The 19,827-nt window shown below is 70.2% G+C and carries 18 protein-coding genes; 9 read left to right on the plus strand and 9 right to left on the minus strand.

What is annotated here, in order from left to right; translation table 11 throughout:
- Positions 1-236: 236 nt before the first annotated feature.
- The 3 genes from ACZ4EG_RS34150 to ACZ4EG_RS34160 all read left to right on the plus strand — a co-directional run bounded on the left by ACZ4EG_RS34150 (position 237) and on the right by ACZ4EG_RS34160 (position 5,478).
- The gene (locus ACZ4EG_RS34150; RefSeq protein WP_467793367.1) at positions 237-3,368 is read left to right on the plus strand and encodes a sacsin N-terminal ATP-binding-like domain-containing protein; all 3,132 of its coding nucleotides are present in this window, start codon (positions 237-239) and stop codon (positions 3,366-3,368) included.
- 188 nt (positions 3,369-3,556) lie between these two features.
- Positions 3,557-4,420 carry a hypothetical protein gene (locus tag ACZ4EG_RS34155; protein WP_467793368.1) on the plus strand — a complete coding sequence of 288 codons (864 nt, stop codon included), beginning with the start codon at positions 3,557-3,559 and terminating at the stop codon, positions 4,418-4,420.
- Positions 4,421-4,626: 206 nt separating this feature from the next.
- Positions 4,627-5,478 (plus strand): hypothetical protein, encoded by an 852-nt coding sequence (locus tag ACZ4EG_RS34160; protein ID WP_467793369.1) that lies wholly within the window; start codon positions 4,627-4,629, stop codon positions 5,476-5,478.
- 18 nt (positions 5,479-5,496) lie between these two features.
- Here the strand turns inward: ACZ4EG_RS34160 and ACZ4EG_RS34165 are convergent, their stop codons facing one another.
- Together ACZ4EG_RS34165 and ACZ4EG_RS34170 are read right to left on the minus strand one after the other, a co-directional pair.
- Positions 5,497-7,896 (minus strand): HAD-IC family P-type ATPase, encoded by a 2,400-nt coding sequence (locus tag ACZ4EG_RS34165; protein WP_467793370.1) that lies wholly within the window; start codon positions 7,894-7,896, stop codon positions 5,497-5,499.
- Positions 7,897-8,006: 110 nt separating this feature from the next.
- Complete coding sequence (locus tag ACZ4EG_RS34170) at positions 8,007-8,273, minus strand: DUF2530 domain-containing protein (protein WP_467793371.1); 267 nt, start codon at positions 8,271-8,273, stop codon at positions 8,007-8,009.
- A 181-nt stretch (positions 8,274-8,454) separates the two neighbouring features.
- Here ACZ4EG_RS34170 and ACZ4EG_RS34175 point away from each other — a divergent pair, with 181 nt between their 5' ends.
- Positions 8,455-9,906 (plus strand): NCS2 family permease, encoded by a 1,452-nt coding sequence (locus ACZ4EG_RS34175; protein WP_453554797.1) that lies wholly within the window; start codon positions 8,455-8,457, stop codon positions 9,904-9,906.
- Here ACZ4EG_RS34175 and ACZ4EG_RS34180 read toward each other — a convergent pair.
- Positions 9,899-10,096: a ribbon-helix-helix protein, CopG family gene (locus tag ACZ4EG_RS34180; protein ID WP_453554799.1), complete on the minus strand. Its 198-nt coding sequence runs from the start codon at positions 10,094-10,096 to the stop codon at positions 9,899-9,901. The genes ACZ4EG_RS34175 and ACZ4EG_RS34180 overlap by 8 nt on opposite strands.
- A gap of 155 nt (positions 10,097-10,251) precedes the next feature.
- Between ACZ4EG_RS34180 and ACZ4EG_RS34185 the strand changes: the two genes are divergently transcribed.
- Both ACZ4EG_RS34185 and ACZ4EG_RS34190 read left to right on the plus strand, forming a co-directional pair.
- Entirely contained in the window at positions 10,252-10,689 is a 438-nt protein-coding gene (locus tag ACZ4EG_RS34185) for a MarR family winged helix-turn-helix transcriptional regulator (RefSeq protein WP_390712796.1), read from the plus strand.
- Positions 10,690-10,959: 270 nt separating this feature from the next.
- Positions 10,960-12,228 carry an MFS transporter gene (locus ACZ4EG_RS34190; protein ID WP_467793372.1) on the plus strand — a complete coding sequence of 423 codons (1,269 nt, stop codon included), beginning with the start codon at positions 10,960-10,962 and terminating at the stop codon, positions 12,226-12,228.
- Between the two features lie 21 nt (positions 12,229-12,249).
- Here the strand turns inward: ACZ4EG_RS34190 and ACZ4EG_RS34195 are convergent, their stop codons facing one another.
- On the minus strand, positions 12,250-12,765 hold the full coding sequence (locus ACZ4EG_RS34195; RefSeq protein WP_467793373.1) for a GNAT family N-acetyltransferase: 516 nt from the start codon (positions 12,763-12,765) through the stop codon (positions 12,250-12,252).
- A gap of 38 nt (positions 12,766-12,803) precedes the next feature.
- Here ACZ4EG_RS34195 and thpR point away from each other — a divergent pair, with 38 nt between their 5' ends.
- Entirely contained in the window at positions 12,804-13,376 is a 573-nt protein-coding gene (gene thpR / locus ACZ4EG_RS34200; RefSeq protein ID WP_363298348.1) for an RNA 2',3'-cyclic phosphodiesterase, read from the plus strand.
- 133 nt (positions 13,377-13,509) lie between these two features.
- Here thpR and ACZ4EG_RS34205 read toward each other — a convergent pair whose 3' ends face one another.
- A complete protein-coding gene (locus ACZ4EG_RS34205; RefSeq protein WP_453554806.1) occupies positions 13,510-14,499 on the minus strand; it encodes an aldo/keto reductase in 990 nt (329 codons plus the stop codon).
- A gap of 175 nt (positions 14,500-14,674) precedes the next feature.
- Here ACZ4EG_RS34205 and ACZ4EG_RS34210 point away from each other — a divergent pair, with 175 nt between their 5' ends.
- Positions 14,675-15,298 carry a hypothetical protein gene (locus ACZ4EG_RS34210; RefSeq protein ID WP_467793374.1) on the plus strand — a complete coding sequence of 208 codons (624 nt, stop codon included), beginning with the start codon at positions 14,675-14,677 and terminating at the stop codon, positions 15,296-15,298.
- Positions 15,299-15,314: 16 nt separating this feature from the next.
- Here ACZ4EG_RS34210 and ACZ4EG_RS34215 read toward each other — a convergent pair whose 3' ends face one another.
- Complete coding sequence (locus ACZ4EG_RS34215; RefSeq protein ID WP_453554810.1) at positions 15,315-15,902, minus strand: Uma2 family endonuclease; 588 nt, start codon at positions 15,900-15,902, stop codon at positions 15,315-15,317.
- A gap of 88 nt (positions 15,903-15,990) precedes the next feature.
- Entirely contained in the window at positions 15,991-16,674 is a 684-nt protein-coding gene (locus ACZ4EG_RS34220; RefSeq protein ID WP_453554811.1) for a GDSL-type esterase/lipase family protein, read from the minus strand.
- A gap of 110 nt (positions 16,675-16,784) precedes the next feature.
- On the opposite strand from ACZ4EG_RS34220, the gene ACZ4EG_RS34225 reads away from it, so the two are divergent.
- On the plus strand, positions 16,785-17,777 hold the full coding sequence (locus tag ACZ4EG_RS34225) for a WD40 repeat domain-containing protein (RefSeq protein ID WP_467793375.1): 993 nt from the start codon (positions 16,785-16,787) through the stop codon (positions 17,775-17,777).
- A gap of 26 nt (positions 17,778-17,803) precedes the next feature.
- Here ACZ4EG_RS34225 and ACZ4EG_RS34230 read toward each other — a convergent pair whose 3' ends face one another.
- Together ACZ4EG_RS34230 and serC are read right to left on the minus strand one after the other, a co-directional pair.
- On the minus strand, positions 17,804-18,553 hold the full coding sequence (locus ACZ4EG_RS34230; RefSeq protein WP_453554815.1) for a hypothetical protein: 750 nt from the start codon (positions 18,551-18,553) through the stop codon (positions 17,804-17,806).
- 122 nt (positions 18,554-18,675) lie between these two features.
- Entirely contained in the window at positions 18,676-19,794 is a 1,119-nt protein-coding gene (gene serC, locus ACZ4EG_RS34235) for a phosphoserine transaminase (protein ID WP_363298340.1), read from the minus strand.
- Positions 19,795-19,827 lie beyond the last annotated feature (33 nt).

Raw genomic sequence — 19,827 nt, forward strand, 5'->3', positions numbered from 1 at the left:
GCAGGCGTTGGACCTGGTGGCTGCGGCATGTGGTCCCTCTCGGGGACGATGTCCACTGGGACGAGTGAGCAGGGCGGCGGGCGAGGTCTTGGGGCTGGACCCTGGTGGCAGCGGTGCGTGGTCCTTCTCCAGGACGACAGCCCACCGGGACGGGCGAGCAGGGCGGTGGGCCGGGCGCGGAAGGCATGGGCAGTGGCGCGGTACCTTGCATCGTCACGCCGATGAGGAGAGTGAACGTGAGCAAGTTCGTGCGGCCCGCTGCCGAGGGTGCCGACCCCTTCGGCACCGCCCGTCTGCGCCGCGGTGTTCTCGACGCCTGGACCACCAGCCCCGCCCGCTTCCGCGAGGACGCCAACGCCGAGGAGGACCTGGTCCTCGGCGGCTACCGGGACCGGCTCGTCGTCGAGCTCGCCCAGAACGCCGCCGACGCCGCCGCCCGGGCGAAGGCACCCGGCCGCCTCCGGCTCACCCTCCGCGACGGCGTCCTGTTCGCCGCCAACACCGGCGCCCCCCTGGACGCGGCCGGTGTCGAGTCGCTCGCCACCCTGCGCGCCTCCGCCAAGCGCGAGGCCCACGAAGGCCAGGGTGCCGTCGGCCGCTTCGGCGTCGGCTTCGCCGCCGTACTCGCCGTCACCGACGAGCCCGCGGTCGTCGGACGCCACGGCGGAGTCCGCTGGTCCCTCGCCGAGGCCCGGGAACACGCCGCCGAAGCCGCCCGCCACAGCCCCGGGCTGGGAGACGAGATCCGCCGGCGCGACGGACACGTCCCCCTGCTGCGCCTCCCGTTCGCCGCCGAGGGCACCGCCCCCGACCCGTACGACACGGTCGTCATCCTCCCGCTGCGCGACGCGGCCGCCACCGATCTGGCCGAACGGCTCCTGCAAGCGGTCGACGACGCCCTCCTCCTGGCCCTCCCCGGCCTGGCGGAAGTGGTCGTCGAGATCAATGGCGAGGCCCCCCGTACGCTCACCCGCCGCACCGACGGCCCCTTCACGATCGTCGAGGACTCACGCGACGGCGTCACCCACTGGCGCACCTCCGCCACGTACGGCCCGCTCACCCCGGCCCTGCTCGCCGACCGCCCGGTGGAGGAGCGCCTGCGCCCCCACTGGTCCGTCACCTGGGCCGTACCCGTCGACGCCTACGGCAGCCCCGTCCACCCCCGCACCACCCCCGTCGTCCACGCCCCCACCCCCAGCGACGAGCCCCTCGGCGTGCCCGCCCTGCTCATCGCCTCCTTCCCGCTGGACACCACCCGCCGGCACGCCGCCCCCGGCCCGCTGACCGACTTCCTGGTGCAGCGCGCGGCGGACGCGTACACCGAACTCCTCGCCGAATGGCGCCCGGTGGCCGAGAGCATCATCGGCCTCGTGCCCGGCCCCCTCGGCAAGGGCGAGCTCGACGGCGCGCTGCGCCAGGCGATCCTCGACCGCCTCCCGCGCACCGCCTTCCTCCCGCCCGCCGTCGAGCCCGAGCCGCACGCCGAGGACCTCCCCGAGGCCCTGCGCCCCCGGGACGCCGAGGTCGTCGAGGGCGCGGGCGGCGACACCGTCCGTGTCCTGGCCGAGGTCCTGCCCACCCTGCTGCCGGCCGGCCTGGAACGCCGCGTCGAACTGCGCACGCTGGGCGTCGCCCGCCTCCCGCTGGCCGACGCGGTAGACCGGCTGGCCGGGCTGGAGAAGGACCCGGACTGGTGGCACCGGCTCTACGACAGCCTCGCCGGGGTCGACCCGGACCGGCTCTCCGGCCTGCCCGTGCCGCTCGCCGACGGGCGGACCACGATCGGCCCCCGGCAGGTCCTGCTGCCCGCTCCGGACGCCACCCGGATCGACCCCGAGGTCCTCGCCCGGCTGGGGCTGAAGGTCGCCCACCCGGACGCCGCCCATCCGCTCCTGGAGAAGCTCGGCGCCCTGCCCGCGACCCCCCGGGCCGTCCTCACCACGCCCCAGGTGCGTGCCGCCGTCGCCGCCTCCCTGGACGACGAGGGCGGGGCGAGCTGGGAGGAGGACGCCCCGGACGCCGAGGAGCTGGCCGACATCGTCCTCGCCCTCGTCCGCGACGCGGGCCTGGAGCCGGGTGACGAGCCCTGGCTGGGCGCCCTCGCCCTCCCCGACGAGGACGGCGAACTCGCCCCCGCCGGTGAGCTGGTCTTCCCCGGCAGCTCCTTCGCGCGCGTCATCCGCGAAGGCGAACTGGCTGCCGTGGACGCCGACTTGGCCGAGAAGTGGGGCGAGAGCCCGCTGGCCGCCTGTGGTGTGCTCGCCGACTTCGCCCTGGTGCGCGCCACGGACGTGGTCCTCGACCCGGACGAACTCGAACCCAGGGAAGGGGACTTCGCCGAGCCCGACGACGCCGGTCTGCTCGACGCCGTCGACGTGTGGTGCGAGGACATCCTGGACCGCTTCCCGGACAGCCCGGTGCCACCCGTGGCCACGGAACTCGTCGCCGTGCGCGACCTCGACCTCGTCGACGACGAGCACTGGCCGCAGGCCCTCGCCCTGCTCGCCCGCCCGCCGCTGCGCGACGCGCTCACCCAGCCGGTGCGGATCCTGCTGGCGGACGGCACGCACGAGGTCGTACGCCCGTACACCGCATGGTGGCTGCGCGGGCACCCGGTCCTGGACGGGCGCCGGCCCGCCGGCCTGCTCGCGGCCGGCGGCGACCCGCTGCTGCGCGGGCTGTACGACGAGGCCGACGCCACCGGGTTCGAGGACGAGCAGGTGCTGCGGGCCCTCGGCGTGCGCACCTCCGTCGCCGCGCTGCTCGACGAGCCCGGCGGTGCCGCCGAGCTGCTGGACCGGCTCGCCGACCCGGAGCGCCCGGTCACACCAGCCCAACTGCACGGGCTGTACAGCGCGTTGGCCGATCTGGACCCCGAGCAGGTGACCCTGCCGGACGAGCTGCGGGCCGTCGTCGACGGACGGGTGGAGGTCGTGGACGCGGCCGACGCGGTGGTCGTCGACTCGCCCGACCTGCTGCCCTTCACCTCCGGTGTCCCGCTGCTGCCGGTCCGCCCGTCCCGGGCCGCCGAGCTGGCCGAGCTGTTCCAGGTACGGCGGCTGAGCGAGTCCGTCACCGGGTCCGTGGACTCCGAGGGCACCGAGCACGACGTACCGGAGTCGGTACGGGTGCTGCTCGGCCCGCGCACCCCGGACACCTACGTCGAGCACGAGGAACTGGTCGTGGACGGTGTGGAGATCGACTGGCGGCTGACCGGCGACGGCGTCCTGCACGCGGCCACCCTGGAGGGCGTGGCAGCCGGTCTGGCCTGGGCGGCCGGGCAGTGGCCGCGGCGCTTCGAGGTCGCGGCCCTGCTGGAGGACACGTCCCGCACGGAGGAGCTGGCGCGGGACCGCTGGTTCGACTGAGGGCCGTGCGCCGGTGCGACGAGAGTCGTTCGAAAATCATCTACGAAAGATTCAACTTCCGTACAACCATCCCCACCGGCCGTGGATCTGATCACATGAGTCAACAGACTCCATGATCACTTGGGCCTGGCGGCGACGAGCCGTGAGGAACGACCGCCGCCGGGGCCCCTCTCCCTGCAGGGGAACGCATGCGCATTCGTGCCACCGTGGTCGCCGCTTCCGGCGCCCTGGCTCTCTCCGCCTTCGTCGTGCCGGCCGCGCACGCCGCCGATGCCCCGTCCTACAGGACGGAGGCCGTGAAGGCGCTCTCCGCCTCCGGCAAGTCCGCGTTCACCGCCTCCACGGCGGCCGACCTGGGCGTCAGCTTCTCGAACTTCAAAATCACCGGCGCGATCAAGGTGGGTACGACCAACCACGTCTCCACCACGGTTACCTACACGCTGACCCACGGGGCCAACTACGACATCAGTTCGGACGACTTCGCCAACGGCCCCTTCATCTACAAGGGCTCCTCGCCCGAAACGGCGGACAAGGTCCTGTTCGGCGACGCCCCGGCCGACTGCACCGCCACCTCGTCGACGACCGCCACCTGCAAGGGCCTCATCGACATCTACCCCGGTGACAACGAGCTGATCAACTCCGATGCGGGCACCTGGTCGGCCGGCGCACTGGCCCTCCAGTACAGCACCAGCGACAGCACCGTGCAGAGCGGCCTGGGCACCACCAAGGTCCAGCGTTACTCCAAGCTGACGGTCAACGCTTCGCCGGAACCGGTGAAGAAGGGCAAGACCATCACGGTCACGGGCAAGCTGTCCCGTGCCAACTGGGAGGACCACCTGTACCACGGCTACACCAACCAGTCCGTGAAGCTCCAGTTCCGCAAGAACGGCTCCAGCACCTACACCACGCTGAAGACCATCAAGTCGGACTCGACCGGCTACTTGAAGACCACGACCACCGCGTCGGTCGACGGCTACTACCGCTACTCCTTCGCGGGCACCTCGACCACCCCGGCGGTCAACGCCACGGGTGACTTCGTCGACGTGCAGTAAGCCGTGCAGTAAGAACTGAGTTCCGGCCCCGGACACCTGCCGTTTCCGGGGCCGGAACGTTTTCTCTCAGTTGCGCCATGAGCTGGCAATACGCGGCCAAAATCTGGCCGGGAAGCGCTCTTGCCGTACAACCCGGCACACCCCTCACGGATCTGCTCGCGTGAGTCAACCGACTCCACGATCACTTCTCCCTCCAGGGGAACGCAATGCGCATACGTGCCACCGTGGCCGCCGTCTCCGGCGCCCTGGCCCTCTCCGCCTTCGCCGTGCCGGCCGCTCAGGCCGCCGACGCCCCCTCCGCCAAGTCCGCGTTCGGCTCCGCCTCCGCGGACGCCCCGGCAACCGCGGCCGCCACGCTCAACGTCACCTTCTCCAACATGAAGGTCAACAAGGGCAAGGCGATCGTCGTCGGCACGACGGCCGCCGTCGCGGTCCCGGTCAGCTACACCCTGACGCACGACGCCGGCCTCGACACCAGCTCGGACAACTTCGCCAGCGGGCCGCTCATCTACAAGGGCACCTCCGTGACGAGCCCGAGCAACGAGATCATCAGCGACGACCCGGGCACCTGCACCGCCGCCTCGACGACAGCCCTGAACTGCACGGCCACCATCTACATCCGCCCGGCCGACGGCGACCTGTCGAACGTCGACGCCGGTGCCTGGACGGCGGGTGGCCTCGCCGTCACCAAGAACGGCGACTCCAAGACCCAGGGCGGTCTGGGCAGCGTGTCGGTCAAGCGCCTGTCCAAGCTGACGGTCGATGCCTCGCCGGAGCCGGTGAAGCAGGGCAAGACCATCACTGTCACCGGCAGGCTGACCCGCGCCAACTGGGACACCGGCAAGTACTCGGGCTACGTGAGCCAGCCGGTCGCGCTTCAGTTCCGCAAGGCAGGCGCCAGCACCTACACCACGCTCAAGACCGTCAAGACGGACTCGTACGGCAACCTGAAGACCACCACCACCGCATCGGCTGACGGTTACTACCGCTACTCCTTCGCGGGCACGGCGACCACCCCGGCGGTCAACGCCACGGGTGACTACGTCGACGTGCAGTAGGACCACTCGTAAGCCGCACTAAGCGGGAAAGCGGCGGTCGACCCACTTCCAAAGGAACTCCAGGGCGACCGCCGCGACCACGGCGATGGCCACCGCCGTCCACGGCATCGTCACCCCGACCAGCTTCAGCGCGAAGAAGCTCTGCAGCGAGGGCACCACGAGCACGAACAGGAACGCCACGCCCATCGAGGCCACCAGGAGCACCCGCCACCAGGTGTAGGGGCGGGCGATGATCGCCAGGATCCACATCGAGATCAGGAAGAGCGTGAGCGTGGCCGCGCTGGTCTCGGCGTCCAGCGAGCCCTCGCCCGTGTAGTAGTGCCGGGCGATCAGATACGTCACGAAGGTCGCCACCCCGGCCACCACACCGCCCGGGATCGAGTACCGCATCACCCGCCGTACGAAGTGGGGCCGTGCGCGTTCCCTGTTCGGCGCGAGGGCGAGGAAGAAGGCGGGGACGCCGATGGTGAGGGTGGACAGCAGGGTCAGATGCCGCGGCAGGAAGGGGTACTCCACCTGCCAGCACACCACCAGCAGGGCCAGCAGCACCGAGTAGACCGTCTTCACCAGGAACAGCGTGGCCACCCGGGTGATGTTGCCGATGACCCGCCGGCCCTCGGCGACCACCGACGGCAGGGTGGCGAAGCTGTTGTTGAGCAGCACGATCTGGGCGACCGCGCGGGTGGCCTCGGAACCCGACCCCATGGACACGCCGATGTCGGCGTCCTTCAGGGCCAGCACGTCGTTCACGCCGTCGCCGGTCATCGCGACCGTGTGCCCGCGCGACTGGAGCGCACCGACCATGTCCCGCTTCTGCTGCGGGGTGACCCGGCCGAACACGGTGCCCTCGTCGAGGGCGGCCGCCATCGCCGCCCGCTCCTCGGGCAGCCGACGCGCGTCCACCGCCGTACCGCTGAGTCCGAGCTTGGCCGCGACCGCGCCGACGGACACCGCGTTGTCGCCGGAGATGACCTTGGCGCGGACGTGCTGGTCGGCGAAGTAGCGCAGGGTGCCGGCGGCGTCGGGGCGCAGCCGCTGCTCCAGTACGACGAGGGCGGTGGGCCTGGCGCCCTTGGCGACGTCGGTGTCGTCGAGGTCGCGGGTGGCGCGGGCGAGCAGCAGGATGCGCAGCCCCTCCTGGTTGAGCCGTTCGGTTTCGGCCAGGGCCGGGGCGCCGTCGGCGAGGAGCACGTCGGGGGCGCCCAGGAGCCAGGTGCTGGTCTCGCCGTCGCCCTCGCTGAAGGTGGCGCCGCTGTACTTGCGGGCGGAGGAGAAGGGCAGCGACTCGACGCAGCGCCATTCGTCGCTGTCCTGGTAGGCGTCGATGACGGCCTGGAGGGAGGCGTTGGGCCGGGGGTCCGACTCGCCGAGCGCCCCGAGGACCTTGTGCACATACGTCTCGTCACTGTCGCCCAGCATGCGCAGCTCGGTGACGTCCATCCCGCCCTCGGTCAGCGTGCCCGTCTTGTCCAGGCAGACGGTGTCGACGCGGGCGAGGCCCTCGATGGCGGGGAGCTCCTGGACCAGGCACTGCTGTCGGCCCAGGCGGATGACGCCGATCGCGAAGGCGACGGAGGTGAGCAGGACCAGCCCCTCCGGGACCATCGGGACGATGCCGCCGACGGTGCGGGCGATGGCGTCCTTGAGCTCGTTGTTCTTGACGAAGAGCTGGGTGACGACCAGGCCGATGGCGGCCGGGATCATCATCCAGGTGACGTACTTCAGGATCGTCGAGATGCCGCTGCGGAGCTCGGAGTGGACGAGCGTGAAGCGGGAGGCCTCCTCGGCGAGCTGGGCGGCATACGCCTCGCGGCCGACCCTGGTGGCCTTGAAGGCGCCGCCCCCGGCGACGACGAAGCTGCCGGACCTGACCTCGGCGCCGGGGTGTTTGACGACGGGGTCGGCCTCGCCGGTGAGGAGGGACTCGTCGATCTCCAGCCCGTCGGCCTCGGCGCACACGCCGTCGACGACGATCTTGTCGCCGGGGCCTATCTCGATGACGTCGTCGAGGACGAGTTCCGAGGTGCTGACCTCGGTCGCGACGCCGTCACGGCGGACGGTGGGCCGGGCCTCCCCGATCACGGCCAGCGAGTCGAGGGTCTGCTTGGCCCGCCACTCCTGAACGATGCCGATGCCGGTGTTGGCGAGGATCACGAAGCCGAAGAGGCTGTCCTGGATCGGGGCGACGAACAGCATGATCAGCCAGAGGACGCCGATGATCGCGTTGAAGCGGGTGAAGACGTTCGCGCGGACGATCTCGGAGAGAGTGCGGCTGCTGCGGACCGGGACGTCGTTCACCTGACCGCGGGCGACCCGCTCCGCGACCTCGGCGGACGTCAGCCCCCTCGACTCAGGCGCCGACGGGGCCGGTACCGGGTGCACAGGGTCCAGTTCCGCTCCCGCGTCGATGTGCGTCATGCATTCGACGGTACGTGCGTATGTACGGCTTCACCTGCCGAGTGGCGGGAAGATCCGACCTGGGGAGGAGAGGAGTCCTGCGCTGGTCGTACGGCCTGCTGTGGCACGGCCTACATGGCCGTTGCCGCCTTGAGCGCCGCCGCCCTCTTGAGCGCCGCGTCACGCTTGCGGACGTACCAGATGCCGATCAGCCCCAGGCCGCCGCCGGCCAGGCAGGTCCACAGCCACCAGGTGTGGCCGTGGTCGTCGAACCAGCCGTAGAACGGCAGCTGGACCAGGAAGAGGACGAACCAGAGGATCGTGCCGCCGGTGATGGTGGCGACCACGGGGCCTTCCAGGGGCTCCGGCGCCTCGTGCTTGGGGGTCCACTTCGTCATGCGCACAGCTTACGAGGCGACCGGCGGCGGCTCACCGGGCGAGCGGAGCGGCGGGGTCTACGCGCGGAGATAGCGCTCAGGTACTCATACGTTCATACTGAAACCGTTTGTCACTGGCCACTTCTGCTCGTATGAAAGTCCAAAGGGTCTTGGGGGAGTCTCTTTGGTGATGAGGTCCCGCATGTCCACCCCGGCACCTGCCAAGGTTCCCGCCCCCGAACAGCCGGGGAGCATGCCGTCCTACGGCGCCCTCGACCGCTTCTTCAAGATCTCCGAGCGGGGCAGCACCCTGCCGCGCGAGGTCCGCGGCGGCTTCGCCACGTTCTTCGCGATGGCCTACATCATCGTGCTGAACCCGATCATCCTCGGCAGCGCCAAGGACATCTACGGGCACCAGCTCAACAACGGGCAGCTGGTCACGGCCACCGCCCTCACCGCCGCCTTCACGACCCTGCTGATGGGCGTCATCGGCAACGTGCCGATCGCGCTCGCCGCCGGTCTCGGTGTGAACTCCGTGGTCGCCCTGCAGCTCGCGCCGCGCATGTCCTGGCCCGACGCCATGGGCATGGTGGTCCTGGCCGGCTTCGTGGTCATGCTGCTCGTCGCCACCGGGCTGCGCGAGCGCGTCATGAACGCCGTGCCCTACGGGCTGCGCAAGGCCATCTCCATCGGAATCGGCCTGTTCATCATGCTGATCGGCCTCGTCGACTCCGGCTTCATCACCCGCATCCCGGACGCCGCCCACACCACCGTCCCGCTCCAGCTCGGCGCCGACGGTCACCTCAACGGCTGGCCGGTCCTCGTCTTCATCCTCGGCGCGCTGCTCACGCTCGCGCTCATCGTGCGCAAGGTCTCCGGCGCGATCCTGATCTCGATCGTCGCCATGACGGTGCTCGCGCTGATCATCGAGGCCGTCGCCCATGTGCCCTCCTGGGGCCTCACCACCCCGAAGTGGCCGGGCAACCCCGTCTCCACCCCCGACTTCGGCCTCATCGGCCAGGTCAGCCTCTTCGGCGGCTTCGGCAAGGTCGGTGTCCTGACGGGCGTTCTCTTCGTCTTCACCGTCCTGCTGTCCTGCTTCTTCGACGCCATGGGCACGATCATGGGCGTCAGCGACGAGGCCAGGCTGACCGACGCCAAGGGCGAGATGCCCGGCATCAACAAGGTGCTCTTCATCGACGGTCTCGCGGTCGCCGCGGGCGGCGCCACCTCCTCCTCGGCCACCACCGCCTTCGTGGAGTCCACGGCCGGCGTCGGCGAGGGCGCCCGCACCGGCTTCGCCAACGTCGTCACCGGCGGACTGTTCGCCGTCGCCCTGTTCCTGACCCCCGTCGCCACGATGGTCCCGTCCCAGGCCGCCACCCCGGCGCTGCTCGCGGTCGGCTTCCTGATCCTGGCCGGCTCGGTCAGGGAGATCGACTGGGCCGACTACACGATCGCGGTCCCGGCGTTCATCACGATGGTGATGATGCCGTTCACCTACTCGATCACCAACGGCATCGGCATGGGCTTCATCACCTTCGTGCTGATGCGGCTCGTGGTCGGGCGCGCCCGCGAGATCCCGGCCCCGATGTACGTCGTCGCCGCCGTCTTCACCTTCTACTACCTGATGCCCGCCCTCGGTCTCACCTGAGCCGCGCTCGGGTGACCCCGTAGAACTTCTCCGTCTCCTCGACGGCGGCCTGGAACCGCTCGTCGAAGTCGTCCCGTATGAGCGTCCGGACCACATAGTCCTGGACGCTCATACCTCTTTTCGCCGCGTGGTGCCGGAGCCGGTCGAGCAGTTCCCCGTCCATCCGCACGCTGAGCACTGTGGTCCCCATGCACATGAGGGTCGCCACAGGGGGAGGCCCGGCGCGTCACTTTCCGCGCTCAACTCACTCGTACGGGTGAGTCGAGGGTTCAGTGGCCAGGGTCACGGGCATTCGGGCGTGTCGCCGGTGGTCTTTAGCGAGAGTAATGAGTTACGCTAAAGAACATGCCGGACCTTACCCATGGCGACGATGTTGCCGCCGTGAACTCCCTGCGCTCCGCCGTGATGCGGTTGTCCCGTCGGCTCAAGCACCAGCGGGTCGACGAGTCGCTGAGCCCCACCGAGATGTCGGTGCTCGGCACCCTGTCCAACTGCGGCAAGGCCACACCGGGCGAACTCGCCCGCAAGGAGCACGTCCAGCCGCCGTCGATGACCCGCATCGTGGCGCTGCTGGAGGCCAAGGGCCTGGTCCGTCTCGAGCCGCACCCCGAGGACAGACGCCAGAAGGTCGTCACCAGGACCGAGCAGGCCGAGGCGATGCTCGAAGAGAGCCGCCGCAAGCGCAACGCGTTCCTGGCCGGCCTGGTCGAGGGCCTCGACGAGGACGAGTGGGCGAAACTCCGCGCCGCCGCCCCCGTGCTGGAGAAGCTCGCACACCTGTAAGGACGTATCGCTCCGCGAGTGAGCCGGAGGGGCGCGCCGGAGGCGAGAGCGCATGAGGGTCTCCCCTGCTCGAACGAAGTTGAGAGCTTGGGGGAGCGCGGAGGCCCGAAGGGCTGAGCACGGTCGGGCTCTCGACACCGGCTTCAGCGCCCCGGAGGCGAACGAGCAATCAAACAAGGAGGCGAACCCACTTTGAGTACGGGATCCGGAGCAGCTTCCGCCCCCGCACCGACCACTCCCACCACCCCTGGCCGTACCCGCAGATCCTCGATGTTCAGCTCGCTGAGGATCCGGAACTACCGACTCTTCTTCATCGGCCAGGTCGTCTCCAACACCGGCACCTGGATGCAGCGCATCGCCCAGGACTGGCTGGTGCTCAGCCTCACCGGCTCCTCCGCGGCCGTCGGTATCACGACGGCCCTGCAGTTCCTGCCGATGCTGCTGTTCGGCCTCTACGGCGGCGTCCTCGTCGACCGTCTGCCCAAGCGCCCCACGCTGCTCGTCACCCAGGCGTCCATGGCGCTCACGGGACTCGCGCTCGCCGCGCTGACCCTCACCGGACATGTCCAGGTCTGGCACGTCTACCTCGCCGCGTTCACCGTCGGCCTCGCGACGGTCGTCGACAACCCGGCACGCCAGTCCTTCGTCTCCGAGATGGTCGGCCCCGAGCAGCTGCAGAACGCGGTCAGCCTCAACTCCGCCAACTTCCAGTCGGCCCGGCTGATCGGCCCCGCCGTCGCCGGCCTGCTGATCACCGGCGTGGGCACGGGCTGGGCCTTCCTTTTCAACGGCCTGTCGTTCGTCGCCCCCATCGCCGGCCTGCTGCTGATGCGAGCCCGTGAGCTGCACGTGGTCGAGCGCGCCCCGCGCGGCAAGGGCCAGCTGCGGGAAGGCCTGCGCTATGTCGCGGGCCGCCCCGAGCTGATCTGGCCGATCGTCCTGGTCGGCTTCATCGGCACCTTCGGCTTCAACTTCCCGGTGTGGCTGTCGGCCTACGCCGACGACGTCTTCCACGGCGGCGCCGGCGCCTACAGCCTCTTCAACACCCTGATGGCGGTCGGCTCCCTGGTCGGGGCGCTGCTCGCCGCCCGCCGCGGCACGGCCCGCCTCCGCATCCTGATCGCGGCCGCGGCGGCCTTCGGTGCCCTGGAGATCGTGGCCGCGCTGGCGTCCTCGTACTGGCTCTTCGCGCTGCTCATGATCCCGATCGGCAGCTTCGGCCTGACGGTCAACGTCACCGCGAACACCGCGGTCCAGCTGGGCACGGACCCGGCCATGCGCGGCCGGGTGATGGCCCTGTTCATGATGGTCTTCATGGGCGGTACGCCACTGGGCGCACCGGTCGTCGGCTGGATCACCGACACCTACGGCCCTCGCATCGGCTTCGCCCTCGGCGGCGCCATCGCGGCCGCCGCGGCGGTCACCGTCGGCCTGATCCTCGCCCGCGTGGGCGGCCTCCGCCTGTCGGTGGGCTGGAACCACGGCCACCCCCGGGTCCGCTTCGTACCACGCGAGCAGGAGCTGGCGACTGCGGCGTGAGGTGCCCGGTCCGGGTGGTCCCTACCGGACCCTTCGGGCCAGCACCTGGCCCGGCCACTTGTCCTTGCCGAAGGTGAAGGCCTCGGTTCGGGTGAAGCCGTTGTTCTCGTAGTAGGCGACCAGCTTGCCGTCGTCGCCCGCGTAGCAGTCCACGCGGAGGAGGGAGATCCCGGCTCGGCGGGTCTCCTCGGCGGCGTGGGCGAGGAGCGCGGCGCCGACGCCCATGCCCTTGAAGCGGCGGTCGGAGGCGAGGATGTGGATGTAGCGCTCGGGCTCGCCGGCGGGCGCCAGGTACGGGCCGGGCGAGTCGGTGAGGGTGAGGGTCGCGGCCGGGACGCCGTCCACCTCGGCTATGTACGGGGAGCCCTCGCCGACCGTCCGCTCGATCATGGCCACCGCGCGCGGGTTCTCCGACATGGCCTCGACGCCCCACTGCCGGGTCCTTCCCTGGGCGACCAGCCAGGCCACGGAGCTGTCGAACATGCCGAGGATCAGCGGAACGTCGTCGAGGCTGCCTTCTCGTATGTCGATCACCATGAACCCATCATGCCCGCCCCGTCTGGGAGGGTGACCGCATGAGACTTTTCGCCGCCGTACTGCCCCCGGAGGACGTGACGAACGAACTCGCCGCGGAGGTGGACGCACTGCGCCGCCTGCCCGGCGCCGACGGGCTGCGCTGGACCGGCCGCCCCGGCTGGCACTACACGCTCGCCTTCTACGGCGAGGTCGACGACGAACTCCTGCCGGACCTGTCGGACCGGCTGGAGCGCGCGGCCCACCGCACCGCGTCCTTCCCCCTCGCCATCGCGGGCGGCGGCCAGTTCGGGCACGGACGGGCCCTGTGGGCCGGAGCCGAGGGCGACCTGGAGACACTGCGGCTGCTGGCCGACCGGGCGGAGGCCGCGGCGCGCAGGGCGGGGGTGCCGATGGGGGAGCACCGCCGGTACAAGGCCCATCTGACGGTGGCGCGCAGCCGGGACTCGGTGGACGTACGGCCGTACGTCGAGAATCTCCGCGGCTTCACCAGCCGCACCTGGACCGTGGCCGACCTGGCCCTGGTGCGCAGCAACCTGCCCAGGTCCGGGGTGCCCGGGGAGGAACCCCGGTACGAGGCGGTCGCCCGCTGGCCACTCGGCGGGGCCGGTTAGGCTCGACTGCGTGGACCCGAAAACCCGGAACCGGATCATGGCCGGTGCGCTTGTGCTGATGTTCGTGGTGGTGGCGCTGGCGGCGGCCCTCGGAAAGTAGACCGCCGCCGCTTCGCCCTGCCGTCCGTGGCGGCTACCAGGCGAAGGCCTCGGGGGATGGCCCCGGACCAGGGAAGATCTCGTCCAGCCCCGCCAGCAGTTCGTCCGACAGCTCCAGCTCCACGGCCCTGAGGGCCGACTCCAGCTGCTCGGCCGTGCGCGGTCCCACGATCGGGCCGGTCACGCCGGGCCGGGTCAGCAGCCAGGCCAGCGCCGCCTCACCCGGCTCCACCCCGTGCTTGTCGAGCAGATCCTCGTACGCCTGGACCTGCCCGCGGATGGCGGTGTTGGCGAGCGAGTCGGCGGCCCGGCCGGAGGAGCGCCGTCCGCCCTGCGCCTCCTTCTTGATCACACCGCCCAGCAGTCCGCCGTGCAGCGGCGACCAGGGGATGACCCCGAGGCCGTACTCCCGCGCGGCCGGAATGACCTCCATCTCGGCGCGGCGCTCGGCGAGGTTGTACAGGCACTGCTCGCTGACCAGCCCCATGGTGCCGCGCCGGGCGGCGATCTCATTGGCCTGGGCGATCTTGTAACCGGGGAAGTTGCTGGACCCGGCGTAAAGGATCTTCCCCTGCTGGACCAGGACGTCGATGGCCTGCCAGATCTCCTCGAAGGGGGTGCTGCGGTCGACGTGGTGGAACTGGTACAGGTCGATGTGGTCGGTCCGCAGCCGCTTCAGGCTGGCGTCCACCGCGCGCCGGATGTTGAGCGCGGAGAGCTTGTCGTGGTTGGGCCAGGGCTCGCCGTCGGCGGCCATGTTGGCGTACACCTTGGTCGCCAGCACGACCTTGTCACGCCGGTCGCCGCCCTTGGCGAACCAGTTCCCGATGATCTCCTCGGTACGGCCCTTGTTCTCGCCCCAGCCGTACACATTGGCGGTGTCGAAGAAGTTGATGCCCGCGTCCAGCGCCGCGTCCATGATCGTGTGACTGTCGGCTTCGTCGGTCTGCGGGCCGAAGTTCATGGTGCCGAGGACGAGTCGGCCGACCTTGAGTCCCGTGCGTCCTAGCTGCGTGTACTTCATGGTCCACAAGCCAACGACTTGGAGTGCGCTCTATGCAAGCGGCTCGGTGTCAAGTCCCGAGCCCGCGTGCCACGGCATGCAGTGGCATGACCGGGCGGGGCGGCTCCCGGCCTAATGGACACAAGGCCGGCGGCCTCTCTCCGCCCAACCCCACCACTGCAGGAAGTGCATTCCCATGACTCTTCGTACTCGGACTGTTCGTACTCGATTCCACCGCCATGCGCTGCTCGCCGCGTCGGTCGCCGTCACCGGAGGCGTACTGCTGCCCGGCAGCGCGCTCGCCGCCACGGAGTCACCGCCGCCCGCCAGTGCCGTCACGGCCGATCACTGGGTGGTGGTCACCGACGCCCCGAGCGGCATCAAGGTCGAGCTGCCCGGAAAACCCAAGGTCCAGAAGTTCACCAAGGCCAAGGACGGCATGGACGGTCGGATCTACATGGCGGGCAACGACAACCAGGTCACCGGCTTCGCGGTCTTCGACGTCCACGGCGCGAAGGACCTCAAGGACAACCTCCGGGCCTTCCTGGACGGCTACAACCAGTACTCCCGGTCCCCCGGCGTCAAGCTCAGCAGCACAGTCACCAAGGAAACCGACGAGAACGGCCGTCGTACCCTCGACGCGCGGCTCTCCGCCAAGAACGGAACCGTCGGCTCCACACGCTTCGTCGACGACGGCAGGCACTACGTCCAGCTGCTGAGCATCAGCTCAAAGCAGCAGGCGGCGTCGATGGCCCCGACGTACCAGCAACTCCTCGACAGCCTCCACATGCCGGCCCCCACCGACACCGAGTCCTCCTGAACGCCCCCGATGGCGATCAGTCCCGCGGGAACTCGTCCGTTCTGAGGGTGAGGCCGACGACCGTGTTGGTGAGGTCCAGGTCGCTGCCGAAGGGAACCGTGGTCTCGATCTCGTAGTCGCCTTCCTTGGGCTGGGTGTAGATGTGACACCTGCGCTGGTAGGGGTCGGCGATGACGTAGACCGGGACTTCGGCTGTGGCGTAGGCGGTCTTCTTGGGGCCGTAGTCGTTGGCCGCGGTGCCCTTGGAGATGACCTCGGCGACGAACTCGACGTCCTCGTGGCGCCAATGGCCGGTTTCCGTCTTCGTGGCACCCTCAGCCATCACCGTCACGTCCGTGGCGAAGCCGTTGAGGTGGCCCGGGTAGTCGATCCGGACGTCGGACTTCACCCGCTTCCGGGGATACTTGGGCCGCAACTGCTCGACGATGTCCAGGATGATTTCCCAGTGGGTGTCCCGCTGCGGTGTCATGCAGACGGTCCCCTCGACGATCTCGACCTTGTATCCCTCGGGGGCGGGCATCTTCTCGAGCCGCTCGAACATCTCGTCCAGCGTGCTCTCGTTGTCGCTCTCGGCCATCGCGATCCTGTCTTCAAGGACGGTCATCGTGGCGCTCCTCCCAGGCCGCTCCGTCGATGAGTGCGGCCGCGCGGTTCAACGATACGCACGGTGACCGGGAGATGCCGGAATCAGGTCAATTCGTTCCAGCCAGGTACGCCTGTCCGACCCCCCACGCCTCCCACATCGCCCCCGCGAACGCCTCCGCGATCCGGTGCTCCCCGCTTTCGTTGGGGTGTGTGCCGTCGTAGGTGTCGGCGTGGATGTCGTACGACTCCGGTGGTGACGCCAGCAGGATCGGTGAGCGGGGCTCGTCCAGGTCGGCGACCGCCTTTGCCAGCAGGACGTTGAACCGGTCCACCTGCTCGGCGAAGGGCGGGTCGGCCGCGGCGCGGATGTTCGGGATCACCGGGAGCAGGACCATACGGATACGCGGGTTGGCCGCACGGGCGGCCGCGACGAAGGCCCGTGCGTTCTCCGCCGTCTGCTCCGCGTTCGTGTAGAAGCCCAGGTCGATCAGGCCGAGAGAGACCAGCAGGACGTCCGCCCCGCACTTCTTCACCGCGTCGCCGATCAGCGGAGCCATGTGCTGCCAGCCCTCGCCCCAGCCGGCCAGATGGGCGCGTGGGAAGTCGGGGTCGGCGTAGTAGTACGACGTGGGGGCGTCCGCCATCTTGTCGTACAGCGTCTCGCGCGGGCCGACCAGCGTGAACGGGCCGTCGTATGTCGCGCACAGGTGCTGCCACAGCCGGTATCGCCAAGTGTGTTCGCCCGCGCTTCCGATCGTCATGGAGTCACCGACGGGCATGAACCTGAGCATCCGCTCATGATGGACGATCACGAGGGCGGGTGGGGTGTGAGGCCCACCACGTCCCACCACCGGGCCACCTCGTCCGGTGAACCTCCCTGCGGGATGGCAGGCTTGGGGGCATGCGTCGATCCTTCGCCCTCCTCGCCGGAGTCCTGCTCACGGGCGCCCTCGCCCTGCCCGCCTCCGCCGCAGGCGGTGACGGTGACGGTGACGAAGGGTTCACGATCAAGGACTCGCGGATCGCCGAGTCCAGCGGTCTCGCCGCCTCGCATCTGCACCGGGGCATCTACTGGACGCACAACGACAGCGACGACGGGCCGTACATCTACGCCGTGGACAGCAGCACCGGCAAGACCGTCGCCACGGTCACGCTCAGCGGCATCGGCTCGCCGCGCGACGTGGAGGCCATCTCCATCGGGCCCGGCGACCAGATCTACGTCGGCGACATCGGCGACAACCTCGACGGCAGCTGGCCGTACGTCTGGATCTACCGGCTGCCCGAGCCCAAGGTGCTCAAGAACCAGACGATCAAGGCCACGCAGTACGTCGTGAAGTACTCCAACGGGGCGCGGAACGCCGAGTCGCTCGTCGTCCATCCGAAGACCGGCCGGGTGTACATCATCGACAAGAAGGAGAACGGCGGGCATCTGTACGAGGGCCCGGCCCAGCTGTCGCCCTCCGGCGCCAACATCTTCAAGCCCGTCGCCGCCGTCGACCTCTGGGCCACGGACGCCGCCTTCTCCCCCGACGGCGAACAGCTCGCCGTGCGCGGCTACTTCGGCGGCATCTACTACGACTGGAACGGCGGGAAGATCGAGCGCAAGGGGCGGCTGGACGTGCCCCTCCAGGGACAGGGCGAGTCGATCACCTACTCCGCCGACGGCACCAAGCTCATGTACGGCAGCGAGGGCGCGAACAGCACGGTGGAGGCGCAGAGCGCGCCGGGCGGCAGCGGGTCCGGGTCCGACAAGTCGCCTTCTGGAGGCGGGAGTTCCGCGGCTGCCGGGAGCGGTGGCGGCGCTACGGGCGACGGCGTCAAGTTCGGAGCCCTCGCCGTGGCCGTCGCCGCGGCCGCCCTGTTCGGCCTACGACGGCTGCGGCGACGCGGCTGAGGGGCCGGGTCACCTGAAAGGCCGGGTCACCGCACACAACCGGGGGCCGGGAAGGCCGTCGTGCCCGCGGGGTGGCCGCCGCCCTCCATGTCGGTGAGCAGTTCGGGGGCCTTCCCATAGGGGTCGATGATGCGGGCGACGAAGCCGGCGCTCTTCGGCAGCGCGGGGTGCGCCCGGTCGACGACGCCGCCGACGCGCGTGCCGTCGCCTTCGTTCTTGAAGTAGGCCGACGGTCCTCCGGGACCGTTGCTCAGCACGGCGACGGTCCCGGCCCCGATGAAGCTCTCGTCGACGAGGGTGCAGCCCCGGGCGTCGGGGGTGCCGACCTTCGGGAGCGGGTAGGTGTGCGTTCCGCTCTTGGCGCCGGCCGCCGTGCCGGTCACCTTGAGCGCGGGGGCGGAGCCCTCGGCACCCACGAGGCTCAGGGAGAGACCGCGCTGCTCGGCCCTCCCGTGCGAGCGGTCGAGCTTGTCCAGGACGCGGTACATGTAGGCGTCGCCCTGCCGCCAGTTCGGCCCCACGGCGCGGATCCACGCTTCGGGGCCGCCGGCGCCGGGGTCGTTGCGCAGGACGGCCACCATGTTCTGGCCGATGGCGACGGACTTGCCCGCGTAACGGGCGGCCGGGTCGCCGGCGGCCGGGGCACCGGCAGTCGGGCGGGTGGCGGGGGTGGCCGAGGCAGTCGCCACCGGCAGAAGGGCGGGGGCGACCAGGGCGCCCACGAGTACCGGGGCGGCCAGGAGAGAGCGGCGGTGGCTTGTGTGCACGGTCGGCATGGAAGAGCTCCGCGCGTTTCATGGTCCGATGCCGCAATTGTCGCATGCGCAAAGGCCGATTGCCGCACACGCCAAGGGCGCCCGGCTTGTGCCGGGCGCCCTCAGGGCCGTACGAGGAACGACTACAGCTTCTCGATCACGTAGTCGACGCACTTCGTCAGCGCCTCGACGTCGGCCGGGTCGACGGCCGGGAACATCGCGATGCGCAGCTGGTTGCGGCCGAGCTTGCGGTAGGGCTCGGTGTCGACGATGCCGTTGGCGCGCAGCACCTTGGCCACGGCCGCCGCGTCGATCTCGTCCGCGAAGTCGATCGTGCCGATGACCTGGGAGCGCTTGGCCGGGTCGGCGACGAACGGCGTGGCGTACTTGGACTCCTCCGCCCAGCCGTACAGGCGGGTCGAGGAGTCCTTCGTACGGGCCGTGGACCAGGCGAGGCCGCCCTGGCCGTTGATCCACTCCAGCTGCTGGTTCAGCAGGAAGAGGGTGGCGAGGGCCGGGGTGTTGTACGTCTGGTTCTTGCGGGAGTTGTCGATCGCGGTCGGCAGGCTGAAGAACTCCGGGACGTGCCGGCCGGACGCGTGGATCCGCTCGGCGCGCTCGATCGCGGCCGGCGAGAAGACGCCGATCCACAGGCCGCCGTCGGAGGCGAAGGACTTCTGCGGGGCGAAGTAGTAGACATCGGTCTCGGCGACGTCGACCGGGAGGCCGCCGGCGCCGGAGGTGGCGTCGACCAGGACGAGGGCGCCCTCGTCGGCGCCCGCGACCCGCTTGATCGGGGTGGCGACACCGGTGGACGTCTCGTTGTGGGTGAACGCGTAGACGTCGACGCCCGCCTCTGCCTGCGGCTCCGGGTGGGTGCCCGGGTCGGAGGAGATCACGGTCGGCTCGGCGAGCCACGGGGCGAGCTTGGCGGCCTTGGCGAACTTGGAGGAGAACTCGCCGAACGTGAGGTGCTGCGACTTGTTCTCGATCAGACCGTGGGTCGCGATGTCCCAGAACGCGGTGGACCCGCCGTTGCCCAGGACGACCTCGTAGCCCTCGGGCAGGGAGAACAGCTCGGAGATGCCCTCGCGCACCTTGCCGACCAGGTTCTTGACCGGAGCCTGGCGGTGAGAGGTGCCGAGGAGGGACGTGCCGGTGGCGGCGAGGGCGTCCAGCGCCTCCGTCCGCACCTTGGAGGGACCCGCGCCGAAACGTCCGTCCGCGGGCTTGATGTCAGAGGGAATCTGGATCTCAGCCACGAGCCGGAGCGTATCCCTTCGGTGAAACCCTGC

The sequence above is a fragment of the Streptomyces sp. NPDC025638 genome (assembly GCF_055558775.1).